Source organism: Desulfovibrio sp. SGI.230 (assembly GCF_050313065.1).
GTDB lineage: Bacteria > Desulfobacterota > Desulfovibrionia > Desulfovibrionales > Desulfovibrionaceae > Desulfovibrio.
This window is the reverse complement of the sequence record NZ_JBNPKS010000002.1, coordinates 351,214-375,784: the sequence shown is the minus strand read 5'-3', so window position 1 is coordinate 375,784 and position 24,571 is coordinate 351,214. Positions and strand designations below refer to the sequence as shown.

21 protein-coding genes are annotated in these 24,571 nt (G+C 66.0%); 9 read left to right on the top strand and 12 right to left on the bottom strand.

Features of this window, described 5'->3' with window-relative positions; translation table 11 throughout:
• Positions 1-108 precede the first annotated feature (108 nt).
• The 6 genes from ACQRAG_RS03665 to ACQRAG_RS03640 all read left to right on the top strand — a co-directional run bounded on the left by ACQRAG_RS03665 (position 109) and on the right by ACQRAG_RS03640 (position 6,137).
• The gene (locus ACQRAG_RS03665; protein WP_297139706.1) at positions 109-831 is read left to right on the top strand and encodes an isoprenyl transferase; all 723 of its coding nucleotides are present in this window, start codon (positions 109-111) and stop codon (positions 829-831) included.
• Positions 821-1,633, top strand: a complete 813-nt coding sequence (locus ACQRAG_RS03660) for a phosphatidate cytidylyltransferase (RefSeq protein WP_168935880.1) — start codon at positions 821-823, stop codon at positions 1,631-1,633. Before ACQRAG_RS03665 ends, ACQRAG_RS03660 begins: the two co-directional genes overlap by 11 nt.
• 589 nt (positions 1,634-2,222) lie before the next feature.
• A complete protein-coding gene (gene dxr / locus ACQRAG_RS03655) occupies positions 2,223-3,542 on the top strand; it encodes a 1-deoxy-D-xylulose-5-phosphate reductoisomerase (protein WP_168935881.1) in 1,320 nt (439 codons plus the stop codon).
• Positions 3,536-4,663 carry an RIP metalloprotease RseP gene (rseP, locus tag ACQRAG_RS03650; protein WP_204625519.1) on the top strand — a complete coding sequence of 376 codons (1,128 nt, stop codon included), beginning with the start codon at positions 3,536-3,538 and terminating at the stop codon, positions 4,661-4,663. The genes dxr and rseP overlap by 7 nt, the downstream gene beginning before the upstream one ends.
• A gap of 21 nt (positions 4,664-4,684) precedes the next feature.
• A complete protein-coding gene (gene tsaB / locus ACQRAG_RS03645) occupies positions 4,685-5,497 on the top strand; it encodes a tRNA (adenosine(37)-N6)-threonylcarbamoyltransferase complex dimerization subunit type 1 TsaB (RefSeq protein ID WP_427804186.1) in 813 nt (270 codons plus the stop codon).
• A gap of 133 nt (positions 5,498-5,630) precedes the next feature.
• Positions 5,631-6,137 (top strand): hypothetical protein, encoded by a 507-nt coding sequence (locus ACQRAG_RS03640; protein WP_427804188.1) that lies wholly within the window; start codon positions 5,631-5,633, stop codon positions 6,135-6,137.
• A 409-nt stretch (positions 6,138-6,546) separates the two neighbouring features.
• On the opposite strand, the gene ACQRAG_RS03635 is transcribed toward ACQRAG_RS03640, so the two are convergent.
• Positions 6,547-7,614, bottom strand: a complete 1,068-nt coding sequence (locus ACQRAG_RS03635; RefSeq protein WP_427804189.1) for a tetratricopeptide repeat protein — start codon at positions 7,612-7,614, stop codon at positions 6,547-6,549.
• 11 nt (positions 7,615-7,625) lie between these two features.
• Positions 7,626-9,413, bottom strand: coding sequence for an LIC12162 family transferase (locus ACQRAG_RS03630; RefSeq protein ID WP_427804190.1), 1,788 nt, complete (start codon positions 9,411-9,413; stop codon positions 7,626-7,628).
• A gap of 189 nt (positions 9,414-9,602) precedes the next feature.
• Here ACQRAG_RS03630 and ACQRAG_RS03625 point away from each other — a divergent pair, with 189 nt between their 5' ends.
• Both ACQRAG_RS03625 and rdgB read left to right on the top strand, forming a co-directional pair.
• Positions 9,603-10,517, top strand: a complete 915-nt coding sequence (locus ACQRAG_RS03625; RefSeq protein ID WP_204625522.1) for a DMT family transporter — start codon at positions 9,603-9,605, stop codon at positions 10,515-10,517.
• Positions 10,514-11,149, top strand: a complete 636-nt coding sequence (gene rdgB, locus ACQRAG_RS03620) for an RdgB/HAM1 family non-canonical purine NTP pyrophosphatase (protein ID WP_278337908.1) — start codon at positions 10,514-10,516, stop codon at positions 11,147-11,149. The genes ACQRAG_RS03625 and rdgB overlap by 4 nt, the downstream gene beginning before the upstream one ends.
• Positions 11,150-11,622: 473 nt before the next feature.
• On the opposite strand, the gene ACQRAG_RS03615 is transcribed toward rdgB, so the two are convergent.
• From ACQRAG_RS03615 to ACQRAG_RS03570, 10 genes are all read right to left on the bottom strand, one after another.
• The gene (locus ACQRAG_RS03615) at positions 11,623-12,174 is read right to left on the bottom strand and encodes a 4Fe-4S dicluster domain-containing protein (RefSeq protein WP_204625525.1); all 552 of its coding nucleotides are present in this window, start codon (positions 12,172-12,174) and stop codon (positions 11,623-11,625) included.
• A complete protein-coding gene (locus ACQRAG_RS03610; RefSeq protein ID WP_168935888.1) occupies positions 12,167-12,547 on the bottom strand; it encodes a hydrogenase maturation nickel metallochaperone HypA in 381 nt (126 codons plus the stop codon). The genes ACQRAG_RS03615 and ACQRAG_RS03610 overlap by 8 nt, the downstream gene beginning before the upstream one ends.
• Before the next feature lie 13 nt (positions 12,548-12,560).
• Positions 12,561-13,649, bottom strand: a complete 1,089-nt coding sequence (locus ACQRAG_RS03605) for a nickel-dependent hydrogenase large subunit (protein WP_204625527.1) — start codon at positions 13,647-13,649, stop codon at positions 12,561-12,563.
• A complete protein-coding gene (locus tag ACQRAG_RS03600) occupies positions 13,646-14,185 on the bottom strand; it encodes an NADH-quinone oxidoreductase subunit C (RefSeq protein WP_168935890.1) in 540 nt (179 codons plus the stop codon). Before ACQRAG_RS03600 ends, ACQRAG_RS03605 begins: the two co-directional genes overlap by 4 nt.
• Positions 14,186-14,206: 21 nt before the next feature.
• The gene (locus ACQRAG_RS03595; protein WP_204625528.1) at positions 14,207-14,788 is read right to left on the bottom strand and encodes a 4Fe-4S binding protein; all 582 of its coding nucleotides are present in this window, start codon (positions 14,786-14,788) and stop codon (positions 14,207-14,209) included.
• Between the two features lie 215 nt (positions 14,789-15,003).
• Positions 15,004-15,453 (bottom strand): NADH-quinone oxidoreductase subunit B family protein, encoded by a 450-nt coding sequence (locus tag ACQRAG_RS03590; RefSeq protein ID WP_006007884.1) that lies wholly within the window; start codon positions 15,451-15,453, stop codon positions 15,004-15,006.
• 11 nt (positions 15,454-15,464) lie between these two features.
• Entirely contained in the window at positions 15,465-16,427 is a 963-nt protein-coding gene (locus ACQRAG_RS03585; RefSeq protein ID WP_006007886.1) for a respiratory chain complex I subunit 1 family protein, read from the bottom strand.
• A 15-nt stretch (positions 16,428-16,442) separates the two neighbouring features.
• Positions 16,443-20,228: a complex I subunit 5 family protein gene (locus ACQRAG_RS03580; RefSeq protein ID WP_427804191.1), complete on the bottom strand. Its 3,786-nt coding sequence runs from the start codon at positions 20,226-20,228 to the stop codon at positions 16,443-16,445.
• A gap of 178 nt (positions 20,229-20,406) precedes the next feature.
• Positions 20,407-21,399, bottom strand: a complete 993-nt coding sequence (locus tag ACQRAG_RS03575) for an NAD(P)H-dependent glycerol-3-phosphate dehydrogenase (RefSeq protein WP_427804192.1) — start codon at positions 21,397-21,399, stop codon at positions 20,407-20,409.
• A gap of 217 nt (positions 21,400-21,616) precedes the next feature.
• Positions 21,617-21,814 carry a heavy-metal-associated domain-containing protein gene (locus tag ACQRAG_RS03570; protein ID WP_040369785.1) on the bottom strand — a complete coding sequence of 66 codons (198 nt, stop codon included), beginning with the start codon at positions 21,812-21,814 and terminating at the stop codon, positions 21,617-21,619.
• A gap of 112 nt (positions 21,815-21,926) precedes the next feature.
• Here ACQRAG_RS03570 and ACQRAG_RS03565 point away from each other — a divergent pair, with 112 nt between their 5' ends.
• A complete protein-coding gene (locus ACQRAG_RS03565; RefSeq protein ID WP_300706099.1) occupies positions 21,927-24,287 on the top strand; it encodes a heavy metal translocating P-type ATPase in 2,361 nt (786 codons plus the stop codon).
• The last annotated feature ends 284 nt before the right edge of the window (positions 24,288-24,571 follow it).

The following is a 24,571-nucleotide window of genomic DNA, read 5'->3' as shown; positions in this document are numbered from 1 at the left end:
GCTCCCGGACGTTTTCCGCAGCCCGGCCAGCCCCAGGGGCACCGGGCCGTGTTTTTTTCGGCACGGTCATGTTTTCCGGGCCTGTCGTCCCCGGTTCAGAGAGGTACCATGAGCGAAACGCTTACCCATCTTCCCGTACACCTGGCCATCATCATGGACGGCAACGGCCGCTGGGCCCAGGCCCGCGGTCTGCCGCGCGAGGCGGGGCACCGTGCCGGTGCCGAGACCGTGCGCACCATCGTGACCGAATGCCGCCGTCTGGGCATCCGCCACCTGACCCTGTACACCTTTTCCAGCGAGAACTGGTCGCGGCCCAAGACCGAAGTCTCGGCCCTGTTCTCCCTGCTGCTGGAATTTTTGGGCCAGGAAGTGCCCCGCATGGAGCGCGAGGGCATCCGCCTGAACATCCTGGGCGACATGGAGGCCCTGCCCCTGGCCGCCCGTACGGCCCTGCGCCACGGCCTGCGCCGCACGGCGGCCAATACGGACATGGTGCTCAACCTGGCCCTCAACTACGGCGGCCGCGCCGAGCTGGTGCGCGCCGTGCGCGGCATGATGGCCGAGGGCCTGCGCCCCGAGGACGTCACCGAACAGAGCCTGGCCGACCATCTGTACACCGCCGGACAGCCCGACCCCGACTTCCTCATCCGCACCAGCGGAGAACAGCGCCTGAGCAATTATCTGCTCTACCAGTGCGCTTACAGCGAATTCTACTTCACCCCCACGCCCTGGCCCGACTTCGGCGTGGAGGCCCTGCACGAGGCCCTGGCCGTCTACGCCGGACGCTCGCGCCGATTCGGGAAAACCCAGGAGCAAATCAATGGCCGTTGATCACGCCACCGACATCCGCCGCACCATCACCGGCCTCGTTCTGGCCGCCATCGTCGTTCTTGCCCTCGTCCTGCGGGGCTGGGTGCTGCTTGCCCTCATCCTGCTGGTGGCGGCGCTGGGCCTGTGGGAGTTCTTCTCCCTGTTCTGGGGCAACAAGCGCATCCCCAGCCGCGTCTGCGCCATCGCCCTGGGCTGGGGCATGCTGACGCTGACCTGGGCCCACCGCACGCAGGACGCCCTGGTCTGCCTGGGCGCGGGCTTCGTGCTGGCTGCCATGAGCTTCCTGTTCCGCTGGAACGAGGTGGAAGAGGAAGGCGTGCCCGCCTTTGCCGCCAGCGGCATCTTCATGGCCGGTCTGGCCTACATCCCGCTGCTGTTGCTGCCCGCCACCTATCTTTCCACCACCAAGCTCATCTTCGTACTGGCGGCCGTGGCCGTCTCCGATACCTCCGCCTATTTCGTGGGCACCCGCTTCGGGCACCACAAGCTGTGGCCCCGCGTGAGCCCCAACAAGAGCTCCGAAGGCGCGGTGGGCAGTCTGGTGGGCTGCGTCATCTTCTGCACCATCTACGGCGCCTGCCTGGGCAGCGCCAGCTGGTGGGCCTTTGCCCTGCTGGGGATCGCCATCAATGCCTTTGCCCAGCTGGGCGACCTGTTCGAATCCGCCCTCAAGCGCGCGGTGCATGTGAAGGACTCCAGCAACCTGCTGCCCGGCCATGGCGGCATCCTGGACCGTGCGGACAGCATCCTGTTCGCCATGCCCATGTTCGCCGTCGTGGACCAGTGGTTCTTCTTCTTTTAGCCGTCATGCCGCCGGCAGCTGATGGAAGCGTCGGCTGCCCGTGCTGAGCCCGATTTTGCAAAGGGGCCGGTCTTCTTCTGGAGGCCGGCCCCTTTGGCGTTTTTGGGGGGGACGCTGGCGGGGAAGAGATCCGCTTGCGCTCTGTGGAATAGCCGTCGGATGACGGCCATTGCCCGGCATCCGGGCTGGGTCAAGCGCGGCGAGGCTGCAGGGTGGCGGGGTCTGCGCAGCCCCTGCACCCCCGTGCCCCATGTTGGTCCCCGGTGCTGTGTGGGGCGCGCCGTAGGAGGGGCGGCACGCTCGATTACTGGGGAAGACAGCCTGAAGGCGAAAGGGCCACATTTTTTCCATCTCTGCCTGTCGTGTCATCCAGTCCTTTTTTCCCCGAGACTCCCTCCATGATCCTGTTCGCCCTGTGAGCGGTTTTTGGGGGAGGGAAGGGGACTTTTTTCCGCTGGAAAAAGTCCCCTCCCTTCCCCCGCAAACACTTTTGCATCCCCCTCCTTCCTCCCTCCGGCCCGCTCTCGACGCGGCAAGGGATTTTTGGCATGCTGTGGACGATTTTGTCCCGGAGACAAAGGAGAAACACATGTCAGATCTGTGGCCCGGGCTGAACGGCCCTGCGATTCGGTATATTTCGGAAGCGCCTTCCGAGGCGTGGCGGCGCGGCGTGCGCCAGCTTGTCCTTTTGGGCTCCACCGGTTCCATCGGCGGCAACACATTGGCGGCCATCCGTTCGCGGCGGCGTGAATGCGTGGTGCTGGGCCTTTCCTGCGCGCGCAACATCAAGACCCTGGCCGAGCAGGCGCAGGAGTTCCGTCCCCCGTATCTGGCCGTGCTGGACGAGGCTTCGGCAGCGGGCCTGCGCAAGCTGCTGCCCACGGGCTACACCCCCGAGATCCTGGTGGGCAGCGAAGGCTATGCCCGTCTGGCGGCCCTGCCCGAAGCGGACACCGTGCTTTCGGCGCAGGTGGGCGCGGCGGGCCTGGCCGGGACGCTGGCGGCCGCGCTGGCGGGCAAGGTCATCTGCCTGGCCAACAAGGAATCGCTGGTGCTGGCCGGTGACATGCTGCGTCAGGTCTGCGCCCGTACCCATGCCAGCATCCTGCCGGTGGACTCCGAGCACAACGCCATCTTCCAGTGCCTGGCCGGACGCGGGCAGGAGGTGGACCGCCTGCTGCTGACGGCCTCCGGCGGCCCGTTCCGCGGACGCAGCCGCGAGGAGCTGCGCAACGTGACCCGCGCGCAGGCCCTGGATCATCCCAACTGGAAGATGGGCGCCAAGATCAGCATCGACTCGGCCACCATGATGAACAAGGCGCTGGAAGTGGTGGAAGCCTTCCACCTGTACGGCGTGCCGCTGGAAAAAATCACGGTGCTGGTGCATCCGCAGTCGCTGGTGCACTCGCTGGTGCAGTTCACGGACGGCAGCCAGCTGGCGCAGCTGGGCACGCCGGACATGCGCATCCCCATCGCGGCCTGCCTATTCTGGCCCCGCTGCGTGGATACGGGCGTGCCGCCGCTGGATCTGGTCAAGGCCGGTACCCTGCAGTTCTTCGCCCCTGACGACGAGGCCTTCCCGGCCCTGAAGCTGGCGCGCCGCGCCCTGCGGGAACGCGGCGGCATGTCTGTGGTGATGAACGCCGCCAACGAGGCCGCCGTGGAGCTGTTCCTGTCCGGCAAATGCGCCTTTGCCGACATCGCGGATCTGGTCTCGGCCGCCATGGATGCCCATGCCGCCGGCGAGCCGGGGCACGAACCGTTCTGCCCGCCGCTGTCCTGTAGCGGCGATGACAGTCTTGCCCTTGAACGGGAAGTGACTATCTTGACAGAGCGCATGTCGCGCCTTGACCTGAAAACACGCGAGCTGGTGAAACAGCTGGCCCGCGCCGGAGTTGACGAGTGCTGACGACCATCGTTGCCGCCATCATTGTCCTTGGCGGCCTGATCTTTTTCCATGAACTGGGACATTTCGCCGTGGCCCGCTGGCTGGGCATGGGCGTGTCCACCTTTTCCCTGGGCTTTGGCCCCAAACTGCTCAAATACCGTCACGGCAAGACGGAATACGCCCTGTCGCTGGTGCCTCTGGGCGGTTATGTGGCCCTGGTGGGCGAGAACGACGAGAACGACATCCCCAGCGGTTTCACCCGGGAGGAATGCTTTTCCCTGCGGCCCGCGTGGCAGCGCTTCCTCGTGATCGCGGCCGGGCCCTTCGCCAACATCCTGCTGGCCTGCATCTTGTGCTGGGTGGTGGCCTGGGGCTGGGGCAATGCCGTCATGCTGCCGCAGGTGGGCGCCGTCATGCCCCAGAGCGCGGCGGCACAGGCCGGTCTGCAGAAGGGCGACCTGATCCTGAGCATCGACGGCCGTCCCCTCCATTCGTGGGACGAGATATCCCCGACCGTGGCCGAGGCCAACGGCCGTCCCCTGACCCTGACCGTGGCCCGGCAGCCCGCCGAGGGCATGACCCAGGGCACGGAACTGGAACTGACCCTGACGCCGCAGTGGAGCACGCGCAAGACCATCTTTGGCGAGGATGAGAAAGCCTGGCTCATCGGCATCGGGCCGCTGGGCTCGGTGCGCGTGGAAGAACTGGGCTTTTCCGAGGCGTTGAAGACGGGCCTTGTCCAGACCTGGCGTCTGGTGGACCTGACCTGGCAGAGCTTCGTCAAGCTGGCCCAGCGCGTGGTGCCCGCCGATCAGGTGGGCGGCCCCATCATGATCGCCCAGATGGTGGGCCAGCAGGCGGAGCAGGGCCTTGTGGGCGTGCTCGGTCTGGCGGCGCTCATCAGCATCAACCTGGCCATCCTCAACCTGCTGCCCGTGCCCGTGCTGGACGGCGGCCAGATGCTCTTTTGCCTCATCGAGATGATCTTCCGCCGCCCCGTGCCGCAGAAGATCCAGGAATGGGGCATGCGCGTGGGCATGGCCCTGCTGCTGAGCCTGATGATCTTTGCCACCTTCAACGACGTGACACGCATCATCAATACGCCGGACGAGGCCCCGGCCGTGGAAAAGACGGCCCCCTAGCGTCTGGCGGGAGAAATCGATATGGCGACACACGCTGTCCCGGGAACGGGACTGGAGCTGATACTCAACGCCGCTGAAGGCGTGCTGCAGATCGTGGTCACGGAGGATGAGGCCATCCTTTGTGCGCAGGAATGGTACCGCAGCGAGCGGGCCACGGAGATCCTGGCCCCGGCGCTAGCCGAGCTGGCCACGTCGCTGGGCATCCGGTGGAGCGATCTGCGCCGCATCGCCTGCGTGCGCGGGCCGGGCTCCTTTACGGGCATCCGCCTGACCCTGGCCACGGCCGCGGCCCTGCGCCGTTGCGGCCGGGCGCAGCTGGCCGGGCTGGACTACATGCAGGCCCTGGCCACCACGGCCGTCATGCGGCGCGGCATGCTCTACGGCGGCCACGTCTGGCTCCTGACCCATGCCCGTCGCAACCTTGTCCACTGCCAGCCCTTCATCAGCTACGGGCCCGAGATCCCGGCCCAGCCCCTGCAGGGCGTGACCCTGTGCACGCCGGCCGAGGCCGTGGCGGCCATCACGGCCGATACGGCGGACGCCACGCTGGTCTGCGGTACGGGCCTGCGGCGCAATGCGGACGCCTGCGCGCCGCTGGAAAACCTGCCTGCCGTGACCTGCCTGCCCGCCTGCATCCATGCCTCCACCGAGGCCCTGTGTTTGCTGGCAAGGCATGGTGACTATGCTCCTGAGGACATCGAGCCGCTGTATGTGCGCCCCTGCGATGCCGTGGACAACCTGCCCGATCTGGCCCGTCGCCAGGGCCGGGACAGCGATGCCGCCACCGCCGAACTGGAGCGCCTGCTGCATCTGGCCCCGGGCAGCGAGATCTGATGTTGTGATGTGATGGGGCGTGTCCTGGGGAAGGGAGACCTTTTCCCAAAGACACGCCCCTCGTGTTTTCTTGCGGGCGTGCCTGCGCCCCGGAGCCCTTCACGGCGACGTCCTTTTCCAAGGAGGAACGCGCATGTCTGATGAACATATCCTTGAAGGCAGCGATGCCGCCGAACGGCCCCTGCTCAGTTATCGCCAGTCCTGGCTGGCCTGGGCCGGACCGGTGCTGATGCTGTTGGTCTGCGTGGCCCTGTGCGTGGCCGGGCAGCGCTACATGCCGGAATTTTTCTGGATCTTCGCGGGCGTGGGCGCCCTGCTGGTGCTGTACATGGTCTACAGGGTCCTGCTGGTGCGCAGCGTGCACCTGTATGCCGACAGCAAGGGCGTCTGGCTGTACCGGGGCATCCTGCCCTGGAACCGGGGCGCCGTGGGCGTCAAATGGCGGGACATGGAAGATGCGGCCTTCACCTCGGGTTTCAGCAGCTGGCTGTTCAACAGCTACACCGTGCGGGTGGGCAACCGTTTTTCGCAGCAAAGCGAGATACTGGTGCACAACATCGCCAACGGACGCGAAGCCGTGAACCAGCTCAACGAGCTGCAGGGACGTTTTTGCGGTCGTGCCGCCCGGCATGACGACTGATCCTCCCCGTCTGAACCGGGGAAAGAGATACGAGAGGGGGAGGGGCGTTTTTTGGTAAAAACTGCCCCTCCCCCGCTCGCGCTCTTCCCCACCCCGAAAAAACTTTTCTTCTGGTCTGTATGGCGGGTCTCCGTCGCTGTATGGCGGACATGGTGCCGCAAGGCTGGATCGGCCCGTCGCAAGTCTCGCGCTTCGTCCATATATTCCTCTGGATGGCATAAAAACGCCCCGTATCGTCTTGATACGGGGCGTTTCTGTGGACAGGAAGCCCGGCACGGTTTCGGCGTCTCTGATGACCGTCAGGGGCCATAATAAAAGTTTTAGGAAGGGAGCGGGGGAGCATGCGGGGGAGAGGGAGGACCCTTTTCCAAAAGGGGCTCCCTCTCCCCCGCATAAAAAATCTCCGCCGTTATTTGCGGTTCTGGGCGCGCAGATAGGCCTTGGCGTCAGGGTCGCCGTTCTTGGCGGCCAGACGGTACCAGCGGGTGGCTTCGGAAAGGTTGCGCTGCACGCCGGTGCCCTGGTCGTACATAAGGCCCAGACTGTACTGGGCGGCGGGCTCGTTCTGGTCAGCGGCCTTGCGGTACCATTCTACGGCCTTGGCGTAGTCCTGCGGCACGCCGCGGCCCTGTTCGTACATGAAGCCCAGGTTGTACTGGGCCTCGGCATAGCCGCGCTCGGCGGCACGGGTGTACCACTCCACGGCCTTGAGGTTGTCCTGGGCAAAGCCGCGGCCTTCGGCGTACATGTAGGCCAGATTGTTCTGGGCCTTGAGGTGGTCCTGTTCGGCGGCGCGCTGGAACCAGTGGGCCGCCTTGGTGTCGTCCTGGTTGCTGGCCTTGGCGTTGAGGTACATCCAGCCCAGGGAGTACTGGGCATCGGCCAGGCCCTGGTTGGCGGCACGGCCGTACCAGTCGATGGCCTCGTTCTCGCTTTTGCGCACACCGCGGCCGTGGGCGTAGAGGTAGCCTAGATTATACTGGGCCATGGCCAGGCCCTGCTCGGCGGCCTTGCGGAACCAGCGTCCGGCCTCGCCGTAGTTGCGCCGCACGCCGTCGCCCGTGGCCAGCGCGGTGGCCAGCGCGTTCTGGGCGTTGGCCAGGCCCTTGTCGGCGGCCTGACGGAACAGGGTCACGGCACGCTGGGGGCTCTTTTTGACGCCGAGCCCGTCCTGGGTCAGGCGGCCGAGGATGTACAGGGCCTCGGCATTGCCGTTTTTGGTGAGCGGCGTGAGCAGGGTGACGGCCTTTTTGTAATCCTTGCTGTCCAGGGCGCTCTGGACTTCTCCCAGCACGGCTTCCGCGGCGCGCTCTTCGGGGCTGGGGCCGCTTTCGGCGGCCTGAGCGGCGTCAGGAGCGGGAGCCGCGGTGTCGGCCGCCGGGATGGGCGCGGGCAGCAGCAGGGTCAGGGCCAGGACGGCGGGCAGGGCGAACAACGGCAGGCGGCACAGGGCGCTGCCGGTGGACATACGGGACATGGGAGGTCTCCTTACAGGCGTTGCAGCAATGAAACGATATGGGCATCCGGGCCCTTGGGATCGACGAAGGCGTGCTCGCGGCAGAAGGCCCGGCGGGCGGACTGGACGCGCTCATCCAGCCACCAGCGGGCGGGGTTGTCCCAGACTTCCCGGACCTTGGCGGCGGCCGCCTCGGCGGAAGGCTGCCAGATGCCGGCCTCGGCCAGCAGGTCCAGCCGGGCCAGAGCTTCGTCGGTCATGGGCCAGATGGATCTGTCCCAGTAGGCGATGGTGGGCACATTGGCCGCCAGGGCCTGGAGCAGGGTGGTGCCGTGATGGTCCAGCACCATGAGGGCGCAGGTGAGCATCTGGGCTTCCAGCGGGCCGCTGCACAGGCGCACATGGGGGAAGCGCGGCAACAGCCAGGGCGCATCGTCCAGCGCGCCCGGCGCGTCGAAATGGGGGCGGTAGAGGATCTTGTCGTGCAGGCGGCGGGGCAGGTCCTCAAGGAACCACTGCTTGTCTTCCCGGTACTGGAGCCACTGCAGGGGCGTGGGGCGCGAGTCGAGACGATGCCCGTACAGGGGCATCTCCGCGCCTACGAAGAGCAGGGTATCGTCGCCGCCGCGCCACTGGTCGGCCATGTTGGCCAGCAGGGGATAGGGCAGCGGCAGGAACTGGCCGCCCTTGCCCGCCCCCGTGGCCTCATAATGGCTCCAGCCCCAGGTGCCGAACGCGTGCTGACTGAACTCCACCAGCGGGGTCTCGCACAGGCAGCGCACCTGGCCCACGTTGCCCCCGTGCTGGACGAACATGACACGGTGGCCGCGGGCACGCCAGAGGGCCAGCTTCTGGCGGTAATGGGTATCCTCATGCGCACGGACCGAGGCCACGCGCACGCGCGGGACACGCGCCGGGGCGACGTGGTCGGGATGATCCAGCTCGGCAAGGGTCTGGGGCAGGGCGCCGATGAAAATAGGCAGGGGATCGAGCGGCAGGTCGTGCTTCACACCGGTGGCCGCGCTGCCGAAATGGGCGGCCAGAGGGCGGCTGGCATCGGGCTGGCGGCTGGGATGGAGCAGGGCCAGCGAATAGCGCAGGGCCTGATGCAGCCGCATGCCGCGCAGGGGCGGGCAGGGCAGGCGCAGCACGCAGGAGCGCGCCCAGGCCCGCAGGCGCTGTTTCAGGCTGCCGCTGTCTTCCGGCGGGATGAGCCGGCCATAGGAGGCGCACACGGGCAGGGCGTAGGAGCGGGTCCAGCGTTCGGGCCAGACGGCCTCCAGCAGGCGGGACATGAGCCAGGTGTTCCAGTCCGCGCCCAGGGCGCCGCTCATGACGAAATCGTGTTCCGTGGCGAAGGAAAAGGCGCAGTCCTCGGGCAGCAGCTCCACATGCAGGGGCAGGTGGCCCCAGTCCTCCACCATGGCGCGCACGCGCAGCCAGCGTTCCACCAGCTGGCGCGCCACCGTGCAGGCCCAGGGCGTCAGCAGGGTCTCCCAGTAGACGCCGGGCAGGTCGATCTCGTCCGGGCCCAGCAGGGTGCTGACGGGATTGTTTTCCTCGGCGCGACGGCGTTGCAGGTCCAACAGGTGCCGCCCCAGGGCGGGGATGCTGTCCACGGTCAGGGACTGGGCCATGAGCACGGCCCTGTCCAGGGTGGAGGGATCGCGCAGGGGCTCCCGGCCGAAGACGAAGCTGTCTTCCCAGCCGGGAAAGAAATCTTCTTCCGTATCGAAACACCAGGGCCCGGCTGCCCAATGGGTATCGGGATCGGCCCCACGGGGCATGAGCCCCAGGACAAGGTGGCGCGTCTGAGCCATGAGAGCAAACCTTGGTGGAAGTGGGCAGCGGGGGAACCCCGTGCGGGAGTGGAGACAGTGCGACATGCGTCGCGTAACGGCCAAGATAGCCGGTTTGCAGGGAAAAGGAAAGACTGCCCCGTCCCGCTTTTGCCATTTGCAGGGCAACCTGTTATGAGAGCGCAGGAGGACGGCAGCGCCGGGAAAAGCATGAAACAGAACACATCAGGCTACTTGCTGGCCCTGCTGGCCGTGGTCATCTGGTCGGGGAATTTCGTGGTGGCGCGCGCCGTGGCGGACATGATCCCGCCGTGGCAGTGCAACTTCTGGCGCTGGTTCACGGCCTTCGTCACCATCCTGCCCTTTGCCTGGCGCCATCTGCGCGAGGACTGGCCCGCTCTGCGCCGTCACTGGCGTTTTGTGGTGGTCATGTCCCTGCTGGGCGTGACGCTGATGAACACCTTTTTCTACAAGGCCGGGCAAAGCACAGAGAGCCTGAACATGGCCCTGATCGCGCCCACGGCCCCCATCATCATCCTGATATTCTCGCGCCTGCTCTACGGTGAGGCCATCACCCCGCGCCGTCTGCTGGGCATGCTGGTGGTGGCCACAGGCATCGTGATCCTGGTCAGCCGCGGCGATATGGAACGCCTGGCGGCCCTGCGCTTTGCCCCCGGTGACCTCTGGTCCCTGGGCGGAGCGGCAAGCTTTGGCCTGTATTCGCTGTTCATGCGCCACCGGGGCACGGATCTTTCGGTCTTCGGCTTCAGTGCCGCCACCTTCGGGCTGGGGGCGCTGTTCTGCGTGCCGCCCGTGCTGGCCGAGATGTGCTGGCTGCCGCCCGTGCAATGGGAGCCTGCCGTCATCATAGGCGTGCTCTATGCCGGGGTGGGCTGCTCCTTTTGTTCCTTCTGCCTCTGGACGGCCGCCATCAGCCGTATCGGGCCCGTGCGTGCGGGCATCGTCTACTACAGCATGCCCGTCTTCGCCGCCACGGGGGCCCATATCGTCCTTGGGGAGGCCGTCAACACGGCCCAGGTGGTGGGCGGTATGCTCATCATCGGCGGCATCCTGATCGCGACACTGCAACGACCGCACCTGCCGGTGCGCAAGGAGAACTCATGAACGACAACGGAAAGCTGCGGGTGGTGCTGGCCACCCATAATGCCGGCAAGATCCGGGAACTGGCCGATCCCATGGCCGACTTCGGCATCGAGGTGGTGGGCCTTTCCCTCTTCCCCGAGATCGGCGAGATCGAAGAGACCGGGACCACCTTCGAAGAGAACGCCCTCATCAAGGCCCGTGCCGTGTGCGCCGCCACCGGTCTTGTGGCCGTGGCCGACGACTCCGGCCTGGAAGTGGACGCCCTGGACAAGGGCCCCGGCGTCTATTCCGCCCGCTATTCCAACGACTGGGAAAGCCTGCCCGGCGAGAGCGTGGACAAGCGCAACATGCGCAAGCTGCTTTTTGAACTGCGCGATGTGCCCCAGGCCCGCCGCTCCTGCCGCTTCGTGAGCTGTATGGTGGCCGTACATCCCGACGGCCGCGAGCTTGTGGTGCGCGGTACCTGGGAAGGTCGCATCCTCGAAGAGCCCCTGGGCGAGAACGGCTTCGGCTACGATCCCCTGTTCTGGGACGAGAGCATCCGCAAAAGCGCCGCCCAGCTCACCCGTGACGAGAAGAACGCCCGCAGCCATCGCGGCAACGCCCTGCGTGCCCTGCTGGCCCGCTGGTCCGATTTCATGGCCGGGAAGTAGCCCGGGAGCAGCCCGGTGATGCGGGGGAAGGGGGGCTCGTCGCTGCTGTCGATGCCCGTAACGCTCCCTTGTCGCTAACGGGCACGACCTGCGGCCGCCATCCGGTCGCTGCTGGCGCGAGAGGGGTTCCCCCCTCAAACTCCCCCCTCCCCAGCGCGCTTTATCGCGGTGCCTTCGGCACCGACGGGGGGCCGGAGACAAGGCTATTTGATGCAAAGTAATGGAACGTCCCCACTGCCGTATGATACGCGGCAGCGGGGACGCTCCATTACTTTTGTGCGGGAGATGCTCCGGACAGGATGCCCGCGGCTTTCCTGCGCTCCAACTGCAGGGAGCAGGCCGGGACGGATAAAAGTTTTTGGAAGGGAGATGGGGGAGCACGAGGGGGAAGAGGGAGAACCTTTTTTCAAAAAGGTTTCCCTCTTCCCCCTCGTCAAAACGCGGCTGCCATGCAGCCTGTGGGCCCGTGGGCGCTATTCGGCGGCAGCGGGCTTTTTCTTTTCGGGCTTGGGCGCTTCGATGATGGTGCCGTCGGGCTCCACCATGGAAAGGGCGTGCACGGGGCAGGCCTCCATGCAGGCGGTGATCTTTTTGCCGTTCTCTTCACGCCAGGCCTTGCACATGTCGCAGCGCACGGCCACTTCGCGGCGGCTGCGCTGGGCCATGGTCTCGCCGCCTTCTTCGGGCATGCCGATGGTATCCAGCGAGATGGTGCCGTAGGGACAGACGGCGATGCACATCTTGCAGGCCACGCACAGCTGCACGCGCATGGTGATGCGGCCGTCTTCTTCCTGCTGCAGGGCGCCGGTGGGGCAGATGTTGCAGCAGGGGGCGGGGTTGCACTGGTGGCAGCGCACGGTGGTCTTGAAGCCTTCGGCCTTGACCACCTGCACGCGCGAGACCAGCACGTCGCGGTGCTTCATGGCTTCCTTGAAGGTCATCCCGTGGTGCGCGGCGATACAGGCCACTTCGCAGCGGCGGCAGGCGCGGCATTTGTCGGGTATTACCTGAATATGCTCAATCATGGCTTTCCTCCGGCTCCACCTCCAGATTGGTCATCACAAGACCGTGTCCGCCGGTGAAGCGTATGGCGTCGCTGCCGCAGTGGGGGCAGGTAAAGTGCCTTCTGTGCAGCTCGAATGTATGTCCGCAATCCGTGCAGCGGCAGGGCAGGGGAGCGGTCTGCAGGATGAGCTCCGCGCCTTCGGCCATGCCGCCCTGGGCAAAGATCTCGAAGCAGCCTTTCAGGGTCTGCGGCTCCACACAGGAGATGAGGCCCAGCTCGCAGGTGATGCTGCGGATGCGGCGCACCCGTTGTTCCGGGTGGGCCGCATTGTGGTCTTCCACAGTTTTCAGGGCTATCTTGAGCAGCCCCTGGACAAGACTGGCTTCGTGCATCCTTGTTTCCGGCCTAGCGCTCCGTGCAGGAGACGCAGGGGTCGATACTGTTGGTGATCAGGGCCACGTCGGCCACGGCGCAGTCGCGCATCATGACGCCCAGGGCCTCCCAGTTCATGTACGAAGGCACGCGCCACTTGAGGCGGGCCGGGATGTCCGTGCCGTTGGTACGGATGTAGTAGAAGACTTCGCCGCGGGGCGCTTCGCTGCGGGCGCAGGCTTCGGCCGTGTGGATCTGGCGCATGGGCACGCAGTGGGGGCCTTCGGGCATGCGTTCGCAGCACTGGCGGATGAGCTTGAAGGATTCGAAGATCTCGTCCAGGCGCACCATGGTGCGGGAGTGGATGCAGCAGCCGTCATGGGTGATGCTCTTGAACTCCAGGTCGGGATAGGCCGCATAGGGCGAATCCTTGCGCACGTCGATGGCGATGCCGGAACCGCGCGCCACGGGGCCCACCACGCCCAGGCGCAGGGCGTCTTCCCTGGGCAGCAGGCCCAAGCCCTTGGTACGGCCCAGGACCATGGAGTTGGTGGCATAGATCTCGCGGATCTCGTCCACGGCGGGCTCCACCTTGTCGATCATGCCCAGGATGTACTTGAGCATGTCCGGGGGCACGTCGCACTTGACGCCGCCGATGCAGTTGGAGGCCAGGTTCATGCGGTTGCCGTATACGGTCTCCTTCACGTCCTGCATCATCTCGCGCACTTCCATGACGTGCATGAACAGCGACTTGAAGCCGATGATGTGGGCCTGGATGGCGGTGTTGAACAGGTGCGAGGCCACGCGCTTGATCTCTTCGGCCAGCACGCGCAGGTAGCGGGCGCGGACGGGGATCTCCATGCCCAGCACGTTTTCCACGGCCATGCTGTAGGTGAAGCTGTGGCTGTTGGAGCACAGGGAGCAGACGCGCTCGGTCAGGGTGACGTTCTTGATGAGGTTGCGCTGGGTGGCCAGGGCTTCCATGCCGCGATGCACGTGACCGGAGGTCAGCTCCACCTTGCGGATGGTCTCGCCTTCCACGGTGAGGTTGAAGTAGACGGGCTCTTCAAGCGCCACATGCACGGGGCCCAGCGGCATGTTGAAAGTGGTGAGCTTGCTCATGCGCGTTCCCCTTCCTTTTCTTTCAGAATGCGTTCCCAGAGGTCCGTGGTGCAGGCCCCGTTCATCATGATGGACAGCGGCACGGCCTCGTTGAGGATACCGGCGTCCAGTTCCTCGTCAAGGAAGAGGCGGCGCGGGTTGGGCTGGTTGGCCACGCGGATGCCGTACAGTTCCATCATCTCGCGCTCATGCCAGTCGGCATTGGCGAACAGGGGGGTGATGGAAGGCACGGTGTTGTGTTCGGCGGTCAGGGTGACGGTGATGTTGTAGACCACGCCCTGCAGCTCGAAGTGGTAGCACAGTTCCTGCTGCTGTTCGCCCAGCTGCTTCAGGTTGTAGGCCGTGATCATGCACAGACGGGCATGGGCGCCCTGCAGGGCGGTGGCGGCCTGGCTCATGAAACGGGGATGGTCCAGACGGAACCAGTGGAAGGCGTTGCCGTAGGCGTCGGTGCTGTGATGTATGGCTTTGTCGCGGGTGCAGAGGGCTCCCAGAGCCTCTATGAGCGCGGCGTTGCCTTGCAGAATCTCTTGCATGTTCAATCCTCGTAAAAACGGCTAATCCGTGGTAGGCGCGGCAGAAGCGGGGGTCTGGGCGGGCTCCATGGCCTTGTGGGGCTCGGGCAGATGACAAAGGCTGCGCTTGGCGTCCTCGATCTGGCGGCACTTGGGGCACAGGTGACGGATCTGGTCGGGGTCGATCTCGCTGTTCTTGGCGTAGAGTTTTTCCGCCAGTTTGAGCGGCAGGGGCCGCATGAGGGTGCCGCAGTGCGAGCAGGGTTCGTAATTGATGGTCTGCTGCTCCACACGACCGAACTTTTCGGACTCCAGGTGGGCCGAATGCCAGTCATTGGTGATGCTCATGGCACCGGTGGGGCAGTACTGGCGGCAGGAGGCGCACAGACAGCAGGAGTCCTGCCAGACCGTGATGGTGTAGCCGCTGTTGTCCGGTTTCTGGCGGATGTTGATGGCCCCGGCGGCACAGACATGACGGCACACGCCGCAGCCCATGCACAGGTTGGGGTCGATCTTCACCCGGCCCCGCAAGCGCTCGGGCGTGAATGTTTCACCCAGCGGGAACGGGTCCGTGCTGGGGCCTTGCAGCAGATTGCGGAACAGAATTTTCAGAAAACCCGCCATAATTATTCCTCCGGGCCCGGGCGCGGGCCTTTGGGCGTACGGGGAATCAGACCGCAGACGTGATGGCATATGCCGCAGCGCCGGCAGGGCTGATCCCCGGAAGTTGTCTCGGCAGCGGGGGAGGCACCGTCAAGAGGTGCGGTACCGTCAGCGGGAGCGGCGTCACGCAGCCCCAGCCAGACGGCCAGCCGATGCAAAGGCTTCCCCCTGTCCATTTATTCCTCGATGCCCAGCTTTTTGAGCCACATCTTGCGTGCCAGCACCACGCCTTCCAGGATGGCCTGGGGGCGGGGCGGACAGCCGGGCACGTTCACATCCACGGGGATGTAGCGCGAGATGGGGCCCTCGATGGAGTAGCCTTCGCGGAACACGCCGCCGGAGATGGGGCAGATGCCCACGGCCACGGTGATCTTGGGCTCGGGGATCTCGTTCCAGACCGCGAGCACGCGGTCGCGCACACGGGTGGTCAGCGGGCCGGTGATGAGCACGATGTCGGCATGGCGGGGGCTGCCGCAGTACCGGCACCCCAGGCGTTCCACGTCGTAGCGGGGGATGCAGGCCGTGGTGGCCAGTTCCACGTCACAGCCGTTGCAGGAGCCCGCGTTGATGCGGAAGAGCCACGGCGAGCGTACCGACAGTTTCTTGAGCATGTTGTCCAGACTCATGCCCGACCTCCTTACAGCGCCCACACCAGCACCAGGCTCACCAGAGCCAGGACGGTGGGGACCTTCACATAAAAGCGGAACGCCTGGTCGATGCGGAAACGCCCGGTGGCGGACTTGACCAGGGTCAGGGACAGCAGCATCAGCACCAGACACTTGAAGACGAACCAGATCAGGTTGACGATCCAGAAGTCGGAGATGGTGCCGGGGAAGAACAGGGCCACGCCCAAGCCCAGGACCACGAAGGTCTTGAGGGCGGAGCCGATCTGGAACAGGGCCAGCAGGGGGCCGCCGTATTCCAGCAGGGGACCTTCCAGCACTTCGGTCTCGGCTTCGGGGATGTCGAAGGGCGGCACGCCCATGGTGCCGGGCAGGAAGATCAGGTAGGCCAGCAGGGCCGGGATCATGACCGGGTTGAGGCCCAGGGAACCGGCGTTCTGCTGCCAGTCCACGATGGCCAGCAGCGAGAACTCGGCACCGGTACCGGTGGCCTTGCCCACCAGCATGGCCACGGCCAGCAGGATCATGAGCAGGGGGGTCTCGTAGGCCAGCATCATGAGCATCTCACGCGAGAAGCCCATGGCGCCGAAGGGCGAGCTGGAGGCCGAGCCGCCCAGCATGATGGCGATGGCCGGGATGGGCAGCAGGTAGAAGAGCACCAGCAGGTCGCCCATGTTGTACAGGCCGCTGAACACGCCGGGCACGGGGATGAAGGCCGCACAGACGGCCATGCCCGCAAAGCCCACCACGGGCGCGGCCAGGAAGACGCTGCGCACGGCCGTTTTGGGGATCAGGGTCTCCTTGGTCAGCAGTTTGGCGATATCCAGCAGGGGCTGGATCAGCGGCGGGCCCACGCGGCGCTGCAGGCGGGCCTCGACGCGACGGTCAAGGCCTTTGAACAACAGCCCCACAGCCAGCGCGAATAGGCCGCCGGGGAAAATGCACATGTGCAGCACACCAAGAATGATGTCGGTCATCTCGGTTTCTCCTTCCTAGCTCTTGTTGTCTACGCTGGTATTGCCCGGGAACCAGGCCAGGCGGCGAACCAGCCCGCCGTAGATGCCCGAGGGCGCCATGCGGCTGGTGGCCACCTCGGTGGGCAGACCGCAGGTATGCACGTCCACTTCACGCAGCACCACGAAGCGGCGCACGAAGTACCAGCCCGCGGCGGCGGCGATGGCCATCATCACGCTCAGGCCGGTAGCGTTCCAGGCACCGGGGCCTTCCTGCAGGCCCGAGAGGCCCACCACCAGGCTGCCGGCGTTGTAATCGCCCAGGATGGCGTTGATGGGCCAGAGCATCAGGCCGGGGAAGATGCCGGTGATGATGCAGCCGATGGCCAGGATGGCCATGGGCACACGCATGGTCAGCGGGGCTTCCTGCACATGATCCAGATGCTTGGAAGGCTGGCCCAGGAAGGCCGCATGCAGGAACTTGGCGATGTAGGCCAGGGTCAGCACGCTGCCCACCAGGGAGAGCAGGGCCAGGAAGGGCTGGTCCGCCTGCATCAGGGCGTGGTAGATGATCCACTTGGACGAGAAGCCGCTGGTGGGCGGCACGCCGACCACGGACAGGCCGGCGATGGCGAACATGCACAGGGTGAAGGGCATCTTGCGGCCGATGCCGCCCAGGTCATCCAGGCTGTCGGCGTGGGTGGCGAACATCACGGCGCCGCAGACGAGGAAGAGCAGGTCCTTGAAGAACACGTGGTTGATCACGTGCAGCATGCCGCCTGCGTAGCCCAGGGCACCGCCGGCAGCCACGGCCAGCACCATGTAGCCGATCTGGCTCACGGTGGAGTAGATGAAGACCAGCTTCACGTTGTTGACCAGCAGGGCCTGGGTGGCGGCCATGACGATGGTGATGCCGCCGATCCACATGACCACGGTCTGGATCAGTTCATTGGGCCAGGCGGCGCTGACGCCGATCATGGCCAGGCTGCCGCCCATGAGCATGAAGAGCTTGATGAGGCCCAGGATGGAGCTCTTCAGCAGCACCGAGGATATGTAGCCGGACACGGGCGTGGGGGCCAGGGCCGGATGCATCTGCCAGTCGATGCGGAAGGGCAGCTGGGCGGCCTTCATGACGAAGCCGATGGCCAGCAGGGCGGTACCGCCCCAGACGACCCAGCCGGGCAGCAGGAAGATCTTGGTCAGGTGCTGCATGGACTCGGAAGAGAACGGCGTGGCCGGACCGAGCACACAGACGCCCACGAAGATGAAGCCGGCGCCCAGCACGTTGAAGAAGAAGTACTTGAAGGCTTCGCGCAGCGAGGCCTTGTCGCCTTCATGGGCGATGGCCATGTAGAGCGTCCACGAGCTCATGATCTCCCAGAACAGGAAGAACTGGAAAAGATAGGTGCTGGCGGAGATGCCCACCAGGCCGCCGCACATGGCGGTGAAGGCACAGTAGAAGCGCCACTGGGTGTGGCTGTGGGACATGTAGCCCTGGGCGTAGAAGACGTTCAGGGCGCCGATGAGCGGCACGATGAGCGCGAAGCAGTAGCTCAGGGTATCCAGGTCGCGGCCCAGGAAGATCACCAGGGCGGCGGTCAGCAGCAGCACGAAGGCGCTGGAGCGGGCGGCCCAGATGGGATTGCGGCGGAAGAAGGCCGGCAGCAGGGCACCGAACACGGGCACGGCCACATAGATGGGCCAGGGCGCCATGACGGACTGGAGCACGACCAGATCCATGGAGGCCGGGGCGAAGCAGGCCGAGGCCACGGGGATGACCAGCGTGAGCGGGGCCCAGGGGGCCAGGCCCAGCAGCAGGCTGAGGGCGGCCAGGGCCATGAGGGCGCCGCGGATGGACCACGGGGCCTCTTCCACCATGGGCAGGTCGGCGGGACGTTCCTCGAAGACCAGGGTCTTGAGGATGCGCACGTAGTAGATGGCGCCCACCAGGGAGCCGATGAGGATCAGGGCCGCCAGCGCGGGATGACCGGCATGGATGGCGGACTGGATCATCAGGTATTTGCTGAAGAAGGCGGTGAACGGCGGCAGGCCCATGATGCAGATGAGACCCACGGCCATACAGCTCACGGTCCAGGGCATGCACTGGCCAAGACCGCGCAGGTCGGCGAGCTTGCGGCTGCCGGCCCGCAGGATGAGGGCGCCCGCACCAAGGAAGAGCAGGTCCTTCATGATGGCGTGGCTGAGCATGTGCGACAGGGCGCCGGCCGTGGCCAGCCAGGTGCCCATGCCCAGCACCAGGGCGATCTCGCCCAGCTGGCCCAGGGTCGAGTAGGCCAGCATGCGCTTGATGTCGTCCTGCTTCAGGGCCATGAGCTCACCGAAGATCAGGGTGGCCGCGCCCATGAAGGTCAGGATGGAGCCGAACCAGGACAGGCCGAAGACCTCGGCCTTGGCGAACAGGGCGCCGTTGGTCTGGCCCAGCAGCAGGACCACGATGCCGAACATGCCCATCTTGGTGATGATACCGGACAGGGGACCGGACACCGAGGAAGGCGCGGCGGGGTGGGCATCGGGCAGCCAGGAGTGCAGGGGCACCAGACCGGCCTTGACGCCGAAGCCGACGAGGCAGAGCAGGGCGGCCATGTTCAGCACATGGGGCGAAAGCAGGGCGCTCTGGATGCGGACATCGGCAAGGCCCAGGCCGCCGTTGCCCAGCAGCAGCATGCCGGGCAGCATCAGCAGGGCGCCGCCCGCGCACATCAGGTAGTATTTGAAGCCCGCGTCAAAGGCCACGCGGTTGGCTTCGTGCACCACCAGGAAGTAGGAGGCGAAGGTCATCAGTTCCCAGTAGCCGTACATGGCGGCCATGTCGGGCGTGGAAACGATGCCGGCCAGAGAGGCGAAGGTCAGCAGCAGGAAGAACCAGTACCAGCCCTGCCGGTGGGCGTGGGCCATGTAGCCCAGGGAGTACACCGAGACGATGAAGGCGATGAAGCCGATCATCACCAGGAAGAGCAGGGCCACGGGCGCGGGCGCATCCAGCGTCAGGGTCACGGCCAGGGCGGCGGCACAGGCCAGCACGCCAAGGTGGGGCATCCAGCGGAATTTCGCCCAGGCGGCCACGCCGCAGACGAAGGCGCCGGCAAAGTAGATCCAGAAGGCGGGATGCACGGTGGCGTGGGCCACCTGCAGGCCGGCCCAGCCGGCGGCCACGTCCAGCATGGGGCCGCGGGCCAGGCCCATGAGCGCCACCAGCACGCCCAGCACCAGGGTCAGGGCGTCGGAACGGCAGCTGCCGGAGGCAGCGCCGTCACAGGCGGTGCTACAGGGCTGCAGGAAGCACTGGCGCAGGGCGTCCACATGCAGGGAGATGAGGACCGTGGCCGTGACGGCCGCCAGCACGGTGCAGAATAGGCCGCAGTGCAGAGGCAGGGAAGAGGCCAGTATGCCCTGGGTGATAAAAAGACGCCCTTCCGGGATCAGGAAGGGCGAACCGCCCACGCTGGCCATGAGGCCGAGGGCGAACAGGGCACCATTGACGGGCTGGAGTTTGACGGCCCCGCGCAGGGCCGCGAAGGTCGCCGACGGAGCGGCGGGCCCGGCCAGGGAATTGAGGGCGCTCCAGCTCAGGCCGCGGGCCAGCAGCTGGAAGGCCACGAACAGCCAGACGCCTGTACCGGCGGCGGCATTGGCCGCACCCAGCGCCATGCAGATGAGGCCCGCGTCATGCACGGCCCCCCACAGGATGAGCCGGCGGGCGTTCTGCCGCTGGCGGATCGCCTGCCATGCGCCGTACAGCAGGAACAGCAGGCCCGGGATGAAAAGGATGAAGGAACCGCTTGCCGTGTAGGATGGTATTGTCATACGCGCCCCATTGTCTGCCGGGTAAAAAGTACAAAATTATTGCAGAGGACGTGGATGCGCGTCATCTGCCCGCGTTTGCCCTTCCGGCGGGATATCCTCGTGAAAAAAATTTTTTTCACGATTAGCCAAAAGATACGCGACATTCCTGACTGGTGCAAGCCTCTTTTTGGCTTGCTTGTCATTCCTGGCGCAAAGTCCTCGTCATCAGACGCATGACCGCCTCGCGGGGGGATTCGCCCCCGTGCAGCAGCCCCTGGACGGTATCGGTCACCGGCGTCTCCACGCCCAGCCGCCGGGCCAGGTCGTAGACCGCCGAGGTGGTCTTGACCCCTTCGGCCACCATGCCCAGGCTGGAGGTGATGTGCTCCAGGCTCTCCCCCTGTCCCAGGCGCAGGCCCACCTGCCGGTTGCGGGAAAGGTCGCCCGTGCAGGTCAGCGCCAGGTCGCCCAGGCCGGAAAGGCCCATGAAGGTGGCCGCCTGCGCTCCGCAGGCCTCGCCGATACGGCTCATCTCGGCCAGGCCGCGCGTCAGCAGGGCCGCACGACTGTTGTGTCCCAGCCCCAGCCCGTCGCAGACGCCGGCCGCTATGGCCATGACGTTCTTCAGCGCGCCGCCCAGTTCCACGCCCAGCACGTCGGTGCTGGAGTAGCAGCGGAAGGTGGCGCAGGAAAAAAGTTCACGCAGACGGCAGCCCAGCGCTTCTTCCGCCGTGGCCAGCACCACGGCCGTGGGCTGGTCGCGCACCACTTCGGCTGCGAAGGACGGCCCGGAAAGCATGGCATAGTGGAACGGCCTGCCCGCCAGCTCTTCCGCCACGATGCGGCTGCACGGGGAAAGCGTGCCCAGCTCCAGCCCCTTGGCGGCATTGATGAGCACGGGCTCGGGGTGCAGATGGTCCCGCATGGCGTGGAGCCAGCCGCGCAGCTGCTGGCAGGGTATGGCCAGCAGAAGGAGCTCGGTACCCGGCAGTTCCGGCCCCGTCCCGGCCTCCAGGTCGGGATGCAGGGCAAGCCCCGGCAGGTAGCGCGGGTTCTCGTGCCTGGTATTGATGGCCTCGGCCACGGCGGCATCACGCAGCCACAGGCGCGTCCTGTGCCCGCGGACTGCCAGCAGATGCGCCAGGGCCGTGCCCCAGCTGCCGCCACCGGCCACAGTGATGGTGTGTCGCATGTTCTCTCCTGACGATCTGCGGACAATAAAACTCTTCGTTATTACGGCTTTTGTGCCATCACGGCAAGTAGGGAACGCTTGTTGTTCTATGCGTGTAGAATCATTGGAATAAATTAGAAAATATTTCATAAGATATTTTCTAAGGAAAAAGCGCCTGCGCTTGGAGACAAAAAAAGGCCGCATGCGCGGCCTGAAAAAGATGTGGCGGTCGTGGGGGTTATTGGGGATCGAAGCCGATGTCGAAGATGGCCTGACGCAGGGCGGCCTCATCGACCGGAGCGCTTTCTTCATAGCGCAGTTCCTTGGCGTCCAGGTCCACCACGGGGTTGCTCACGCCGGGGATCTTGGCGGCGGCTTCTTCCACAGCGGCTTTGCAATGGCCGCAACGCATGCCGTTGACTTTGAGGATCTTCATGCGACACTCCTTGCTGTGTTCCCACATATTGATTTTCATTTTCAATGGGAGCACCATCAGGAATAATACTGCCGGAACGGAGCGTCAAGACCACCGGCAGGCAGGAGGTTTTATGGAAACGCGAAAGGCAGGTCCCTTGCGTTTTGATATCGGCGGCATGCATTGCGCCGCCTGCTCCTCACGCATCGAACGCGTGGTGGGGCGCATGGAGAACGTGGAGCGCATCGCGGTCAACCTGGCCACGGCCAAGGCGCAGATCTGGCTCAAGCCGGGCACGGAAAGCGAGACGGTGCCCCTGATCATGGAACGCGTGGCGGGCATGGGCTTCAGTGCCGTGCCGTCACAGGAAGAGGACGTGGCCGTCCAGTACGAGAAAAAACGCCGGCAGGACGAAAAGGACCGGCGCGTGCGTCTGGGGCGTCTGGGCCCCATGCTGGTCTTTGCCGTGCCCCTGCTCATCCTCTCCATGGGACATATGCTGGGCATGCCCCTTCCCGCCTGGCTCGATCCGCACCACGCGCCCCGCACCTTCATGCTGGCGCAGCTGGCCCTGACCCTGCCCGTGGTCTGGCTGGGCCGCCATTTCTACCGCGAAGGTCTGCTGGCTCTGGCCCACAAGGCCCCCACCATGGACAGTCTGGTGGCCGTGGGCACGGGATCGGCCCTGCTCTACAGCCTGTGGACGACCCTGCTGGGCCTTGCGGGCAGCGATCCCCAGCTGCGGGCCATGAACCTGTATTATGAATCCGTGGCCGTGCTGCTGACCATGATCGAGCTGGGCCAGTTCCTGGAGGCCACGGCCAAGCGCAAGGCCGGGGACGCCATGGGCGCGCTGCTGCGCCTGACGCCGGAAACGGCCCTGCGTCTGGAAGCTGACGGCCAGAGCCGCGAGATCCCGCTGGCCGAGGTCATGCCCGGCGATACCCTGGTCATCAGGCCCGGCGCCCGCATCCCCGTGGACGGCAGCGTGACCGGCGGCAAGAGCGCCGTGGACCTTTCCCTGCTGACCGGGGAATCCATCCCCGTGGCCGTGGGCCCCGGCGACAGCCTCGTGGCCGGGAGCGTCAACGGTGAAGGCGCCCTGACCATGACCGCCGAACATGTGGGGCAGGACACCCGTCTGGCCCGCATCATCCGGCTGGTGCGCGAGGCCCAGGGCAGCAAGGCCCCCATCGCCCGACTGGCCGACCGGGTGAGCTTCTATTTCGTGCCCGCGGTCATGGGCATCGCCACCCTGGCCGGGCTGGCCTGGCTGGTCTTCAGCGACGAGCCCGCCACCGTGGCCGTCACGGTCTTCGTAGCCGTGCTGGTCATGGCCTGCCCTTGCGCCATGGGCCTGGCCACGCCCATGTCCATCATGGTGGGCACCGGACGCGGCGCCCAGCTGGGCGTGCTCATCAAGAACGGTGCTGCCCTGGAGCAGGCCGGTCACGTCCGGGCCATCGCCGTGGACAAGACCGGGACCCTGACCACCGGCAAGCCCGTGCTGACCGGAGTCATCCCCCTCGCCGCCCATGACGAGCAGGCCCTCGTCACGCTGTCCGCCGCGCTGGAGGCCCGCTCCGAGCATCCGCTGGCCCTGGCCCTGGTAGCCGCGGGCAAGGAACGCGGCTGCCCCGCCTGCCCCGTGGATGCCGTGGACGTGGCGCCCGGTCTGGGCATCGCCGGTGTGGTGACGCTGGACGGTACGGCCTGGCGCGTGGCCTTGGGCAATGTCGCTTTCATGGAGCAGAACCGCATCGCTCCCGATGCCGCGGTGCTGGAACGGCTGGCCTCGCTGGCCGAGGCCGGGCAGACGCCGCTGCTGCTGGCGCTGGCTCCGGCCCGTGCCGCCCTTGCCGCTGCCGGTGATGACGACAGCGCCCGCTGGCAGTGGGACGACCTCCAGATCGCGGGCATCCTCTCACTGGCCGACGCCCTGCGTCCCGAATCCGCCGCGGTGGTGGCCCGTCTGCACGAGATGGGCATCCGGGTGGTCATGCTCACCGGTGACAACGAACGCACCGCCCGGGCCGTGGCCCGACAGGCCGGTCTGGCTGACGCCGACGTGGCCGCCGGACTGTTGCCCGCCGAAAAGGCCGAGCGCATCCGTCGGCTCCAGGCCGAAGGCCTGCTGGTGGCCATGGTGGGCGACGGCATCAATGACGCCCCGGCCCTAGCCGTGGCCGACGTGGGCATGGCCGTGGGCAGCGGTGTGGACGTGAGCGCCGAAGCCGGGGACATCGTCCTCATGCGCGGCGGCATGGACGCCGTGCTCACAGCTCTGGCCCTTTCCCGCGCCACCATGCGCAATATCCGCCAGAACCTGGGCTGGGCCTTCGGCTACAACCTGCTGGGCCTGCCAGTGGCCGCCGGGCTGCTGCATGTCTTCGGCGGGCCCATGCTCTCGCCCATGATCGCCGGCACCGCCATGGCCCTGTCGTCCTTCTCCGTGGTCAGCAACGCGCTGCGGTTGCGCTTCTTTAAAGTATAAGCGGGTATTGTCTGCTGTTTGTTTGCAGGGGGGAAGGGAAACCTTTTTGGAAAAAGGTTCTCCCTTCCCCCCTTGCATCCCCCCATCCTTTCCAAAAACTTTTATTCTGAAAGATGGCCGTGGCGGGAGGGGGCGGCGGTTTGGTCGCTGGCTGCCGGTCTCCGTTAGCAAGAGCGAAGCAAGGCATGGACAGGCTGTGTCCCGGTCACGGAGAAGTCCAGGGGCGTCCGAACGGGATCCGGGATGCGGCCCTTGTCTCCGTCGTGTGCTGCCCGGATACAAAA

Bases quoted from the DNA above. Each gene is read 5' to 3' on its own strand.
- ACQRAG_RS03640 (WP_427804188.1), top strand. From the start codon at position 5,631: ATGTCTGATGAACATATCCTTGAAGGCAGCGATGCCGCCGAACGGCCC.
- ACQRAG_RS03595 (WP_204625528.1), bottom strand. From the start codon at position 14,788: ATGGCGGGTTTTCTGAAAATTCTGTTCCGCAATCTGCTGCAAGGCCCC.
- tsaB (WP_427804186.1), top strand. From the start codon at position 4,685: ATGGCGACACACGCTGTCCCGGGAACGGGACTGGAGCTGATACTCAAC.
- ACQRAG_RS03630 (WP_427804190.1), bottom strand. From the start codon at position 9,413: ATGGCTCAGACGCGCCACCTTGTCCTGGGGCTCATGCCCCGTGGGGCC.
- ACQRAG_RS03575 (WP_427804192.1), bottom strand. From the start codon at position 21,399: ATGCGACACACCATCACTGTGGCCGGTGGCGGCAGCTGGGGCACGGCC.
- ACQRAG_RS03580 (WP_427804191.1), bottom strand. From the start codon at position 20,228: ATGACAATACCATCCTACACGGCAAGCGGTTCCTTCATCCTTTTCATC.
- ACQRAG_RS03570 (WP_040369785.1), bottom strand. From the start codon at position 21,814: ATGAAGATCCTCAAAGTCAACGGCATGCGTTGCGGCCATTGCAAAGCC.
- ACQRAG_RS03660 (WP_168935880.1), top strand. From the start codon at position 821: ATGGCCGTTGATCACGCCACCGACATCCGCCGCACCATCACCGGCCTC.
- dxr (WP_168935881.1), top strand. From the start codon at position 2,223: ATGTCAGATCTGTGGCCCGGGCTGAACGGCCCTGCGATTCGGTATATT.
- ACQRAG_RS03665 (WP_297139706.1), top strand. From the start codon at position 109: ATGAGCGAAACGCTTACCCATCTTCCCGTACACCTGGCCATCATCATG.
- ACQRAG_RS03615 (WP_204625525.1), bottom strand. From the start codon at position 12,174: ATGATTGAGCATATTCAGGTAATACCCGACAAATGCCGCGCCTGCCGC.
- ACQRAG_RS03600 (WP_168935890.1), bottom strand. From the start codon at position 14,185: ATGCAAGAGATTCTGCAAGGCAACGCCGCGCTCATAGAGGCTCTGGGA.
- ACQRAG_RS03625 (WP_204625522.1), top strand. From the start codon at position 9,603: ATGAAACAGAACACATCAGGCTACTTGCTGGCCCTGCTGGCCGTGGTC.
- ACQRAG_RS03610 (WP_168935888.1), bottom strand. From the start codon at position 12,547: ATGCACGAAGCCAGTCTTGTCCAGGGGCTGCTCAAGATAGCCCTGAAA.
- ACQRAG_RS03635 (WP_427804189.1), bottom strand. From the start codon at position 7,614: ATGTCCCGTATGTCCACCGGCAGCGCCCTGTGCCGCCTGCCGTTGTTC.
- ACQRAG_RS03585 (WP_006007886.1), bottom strand. From the start codon at position 16,427: ATGACCGACATCATTCTTGGTGTGCTGCACATGTGCATTTTCCCCGGC.
- ACQRAG_RS03565 (WP_300706099.1), top strand. From the start codon at position 21,927: ATGGAAACGCGAAAGGCAGGTCCCTTGCGTTTTGATATCGGCGGCATG.
- ACQRAG_RS03605 (WP_204625527.1), bottom strand. From the start codon at position 13,649: ATGAGCAAGCTCACCACTTTCAACATGCCGCTGGGCCCCGTGCATGTG.
- ACQRAG_RS03590 (WP_006007884.1), bottom strand. From the start codon at position 15,453: ATGAGTCTGGACAACATGCTCAAGAAACTGTCGGTACGCTCGCCGTGG.
- rdgB (WP_278337908.1), top strand. From the start codon at position 10,514: ATGAACGACAACGGAAAGCTGCGGGTGGTGCTGGCCACCCATAATGCC.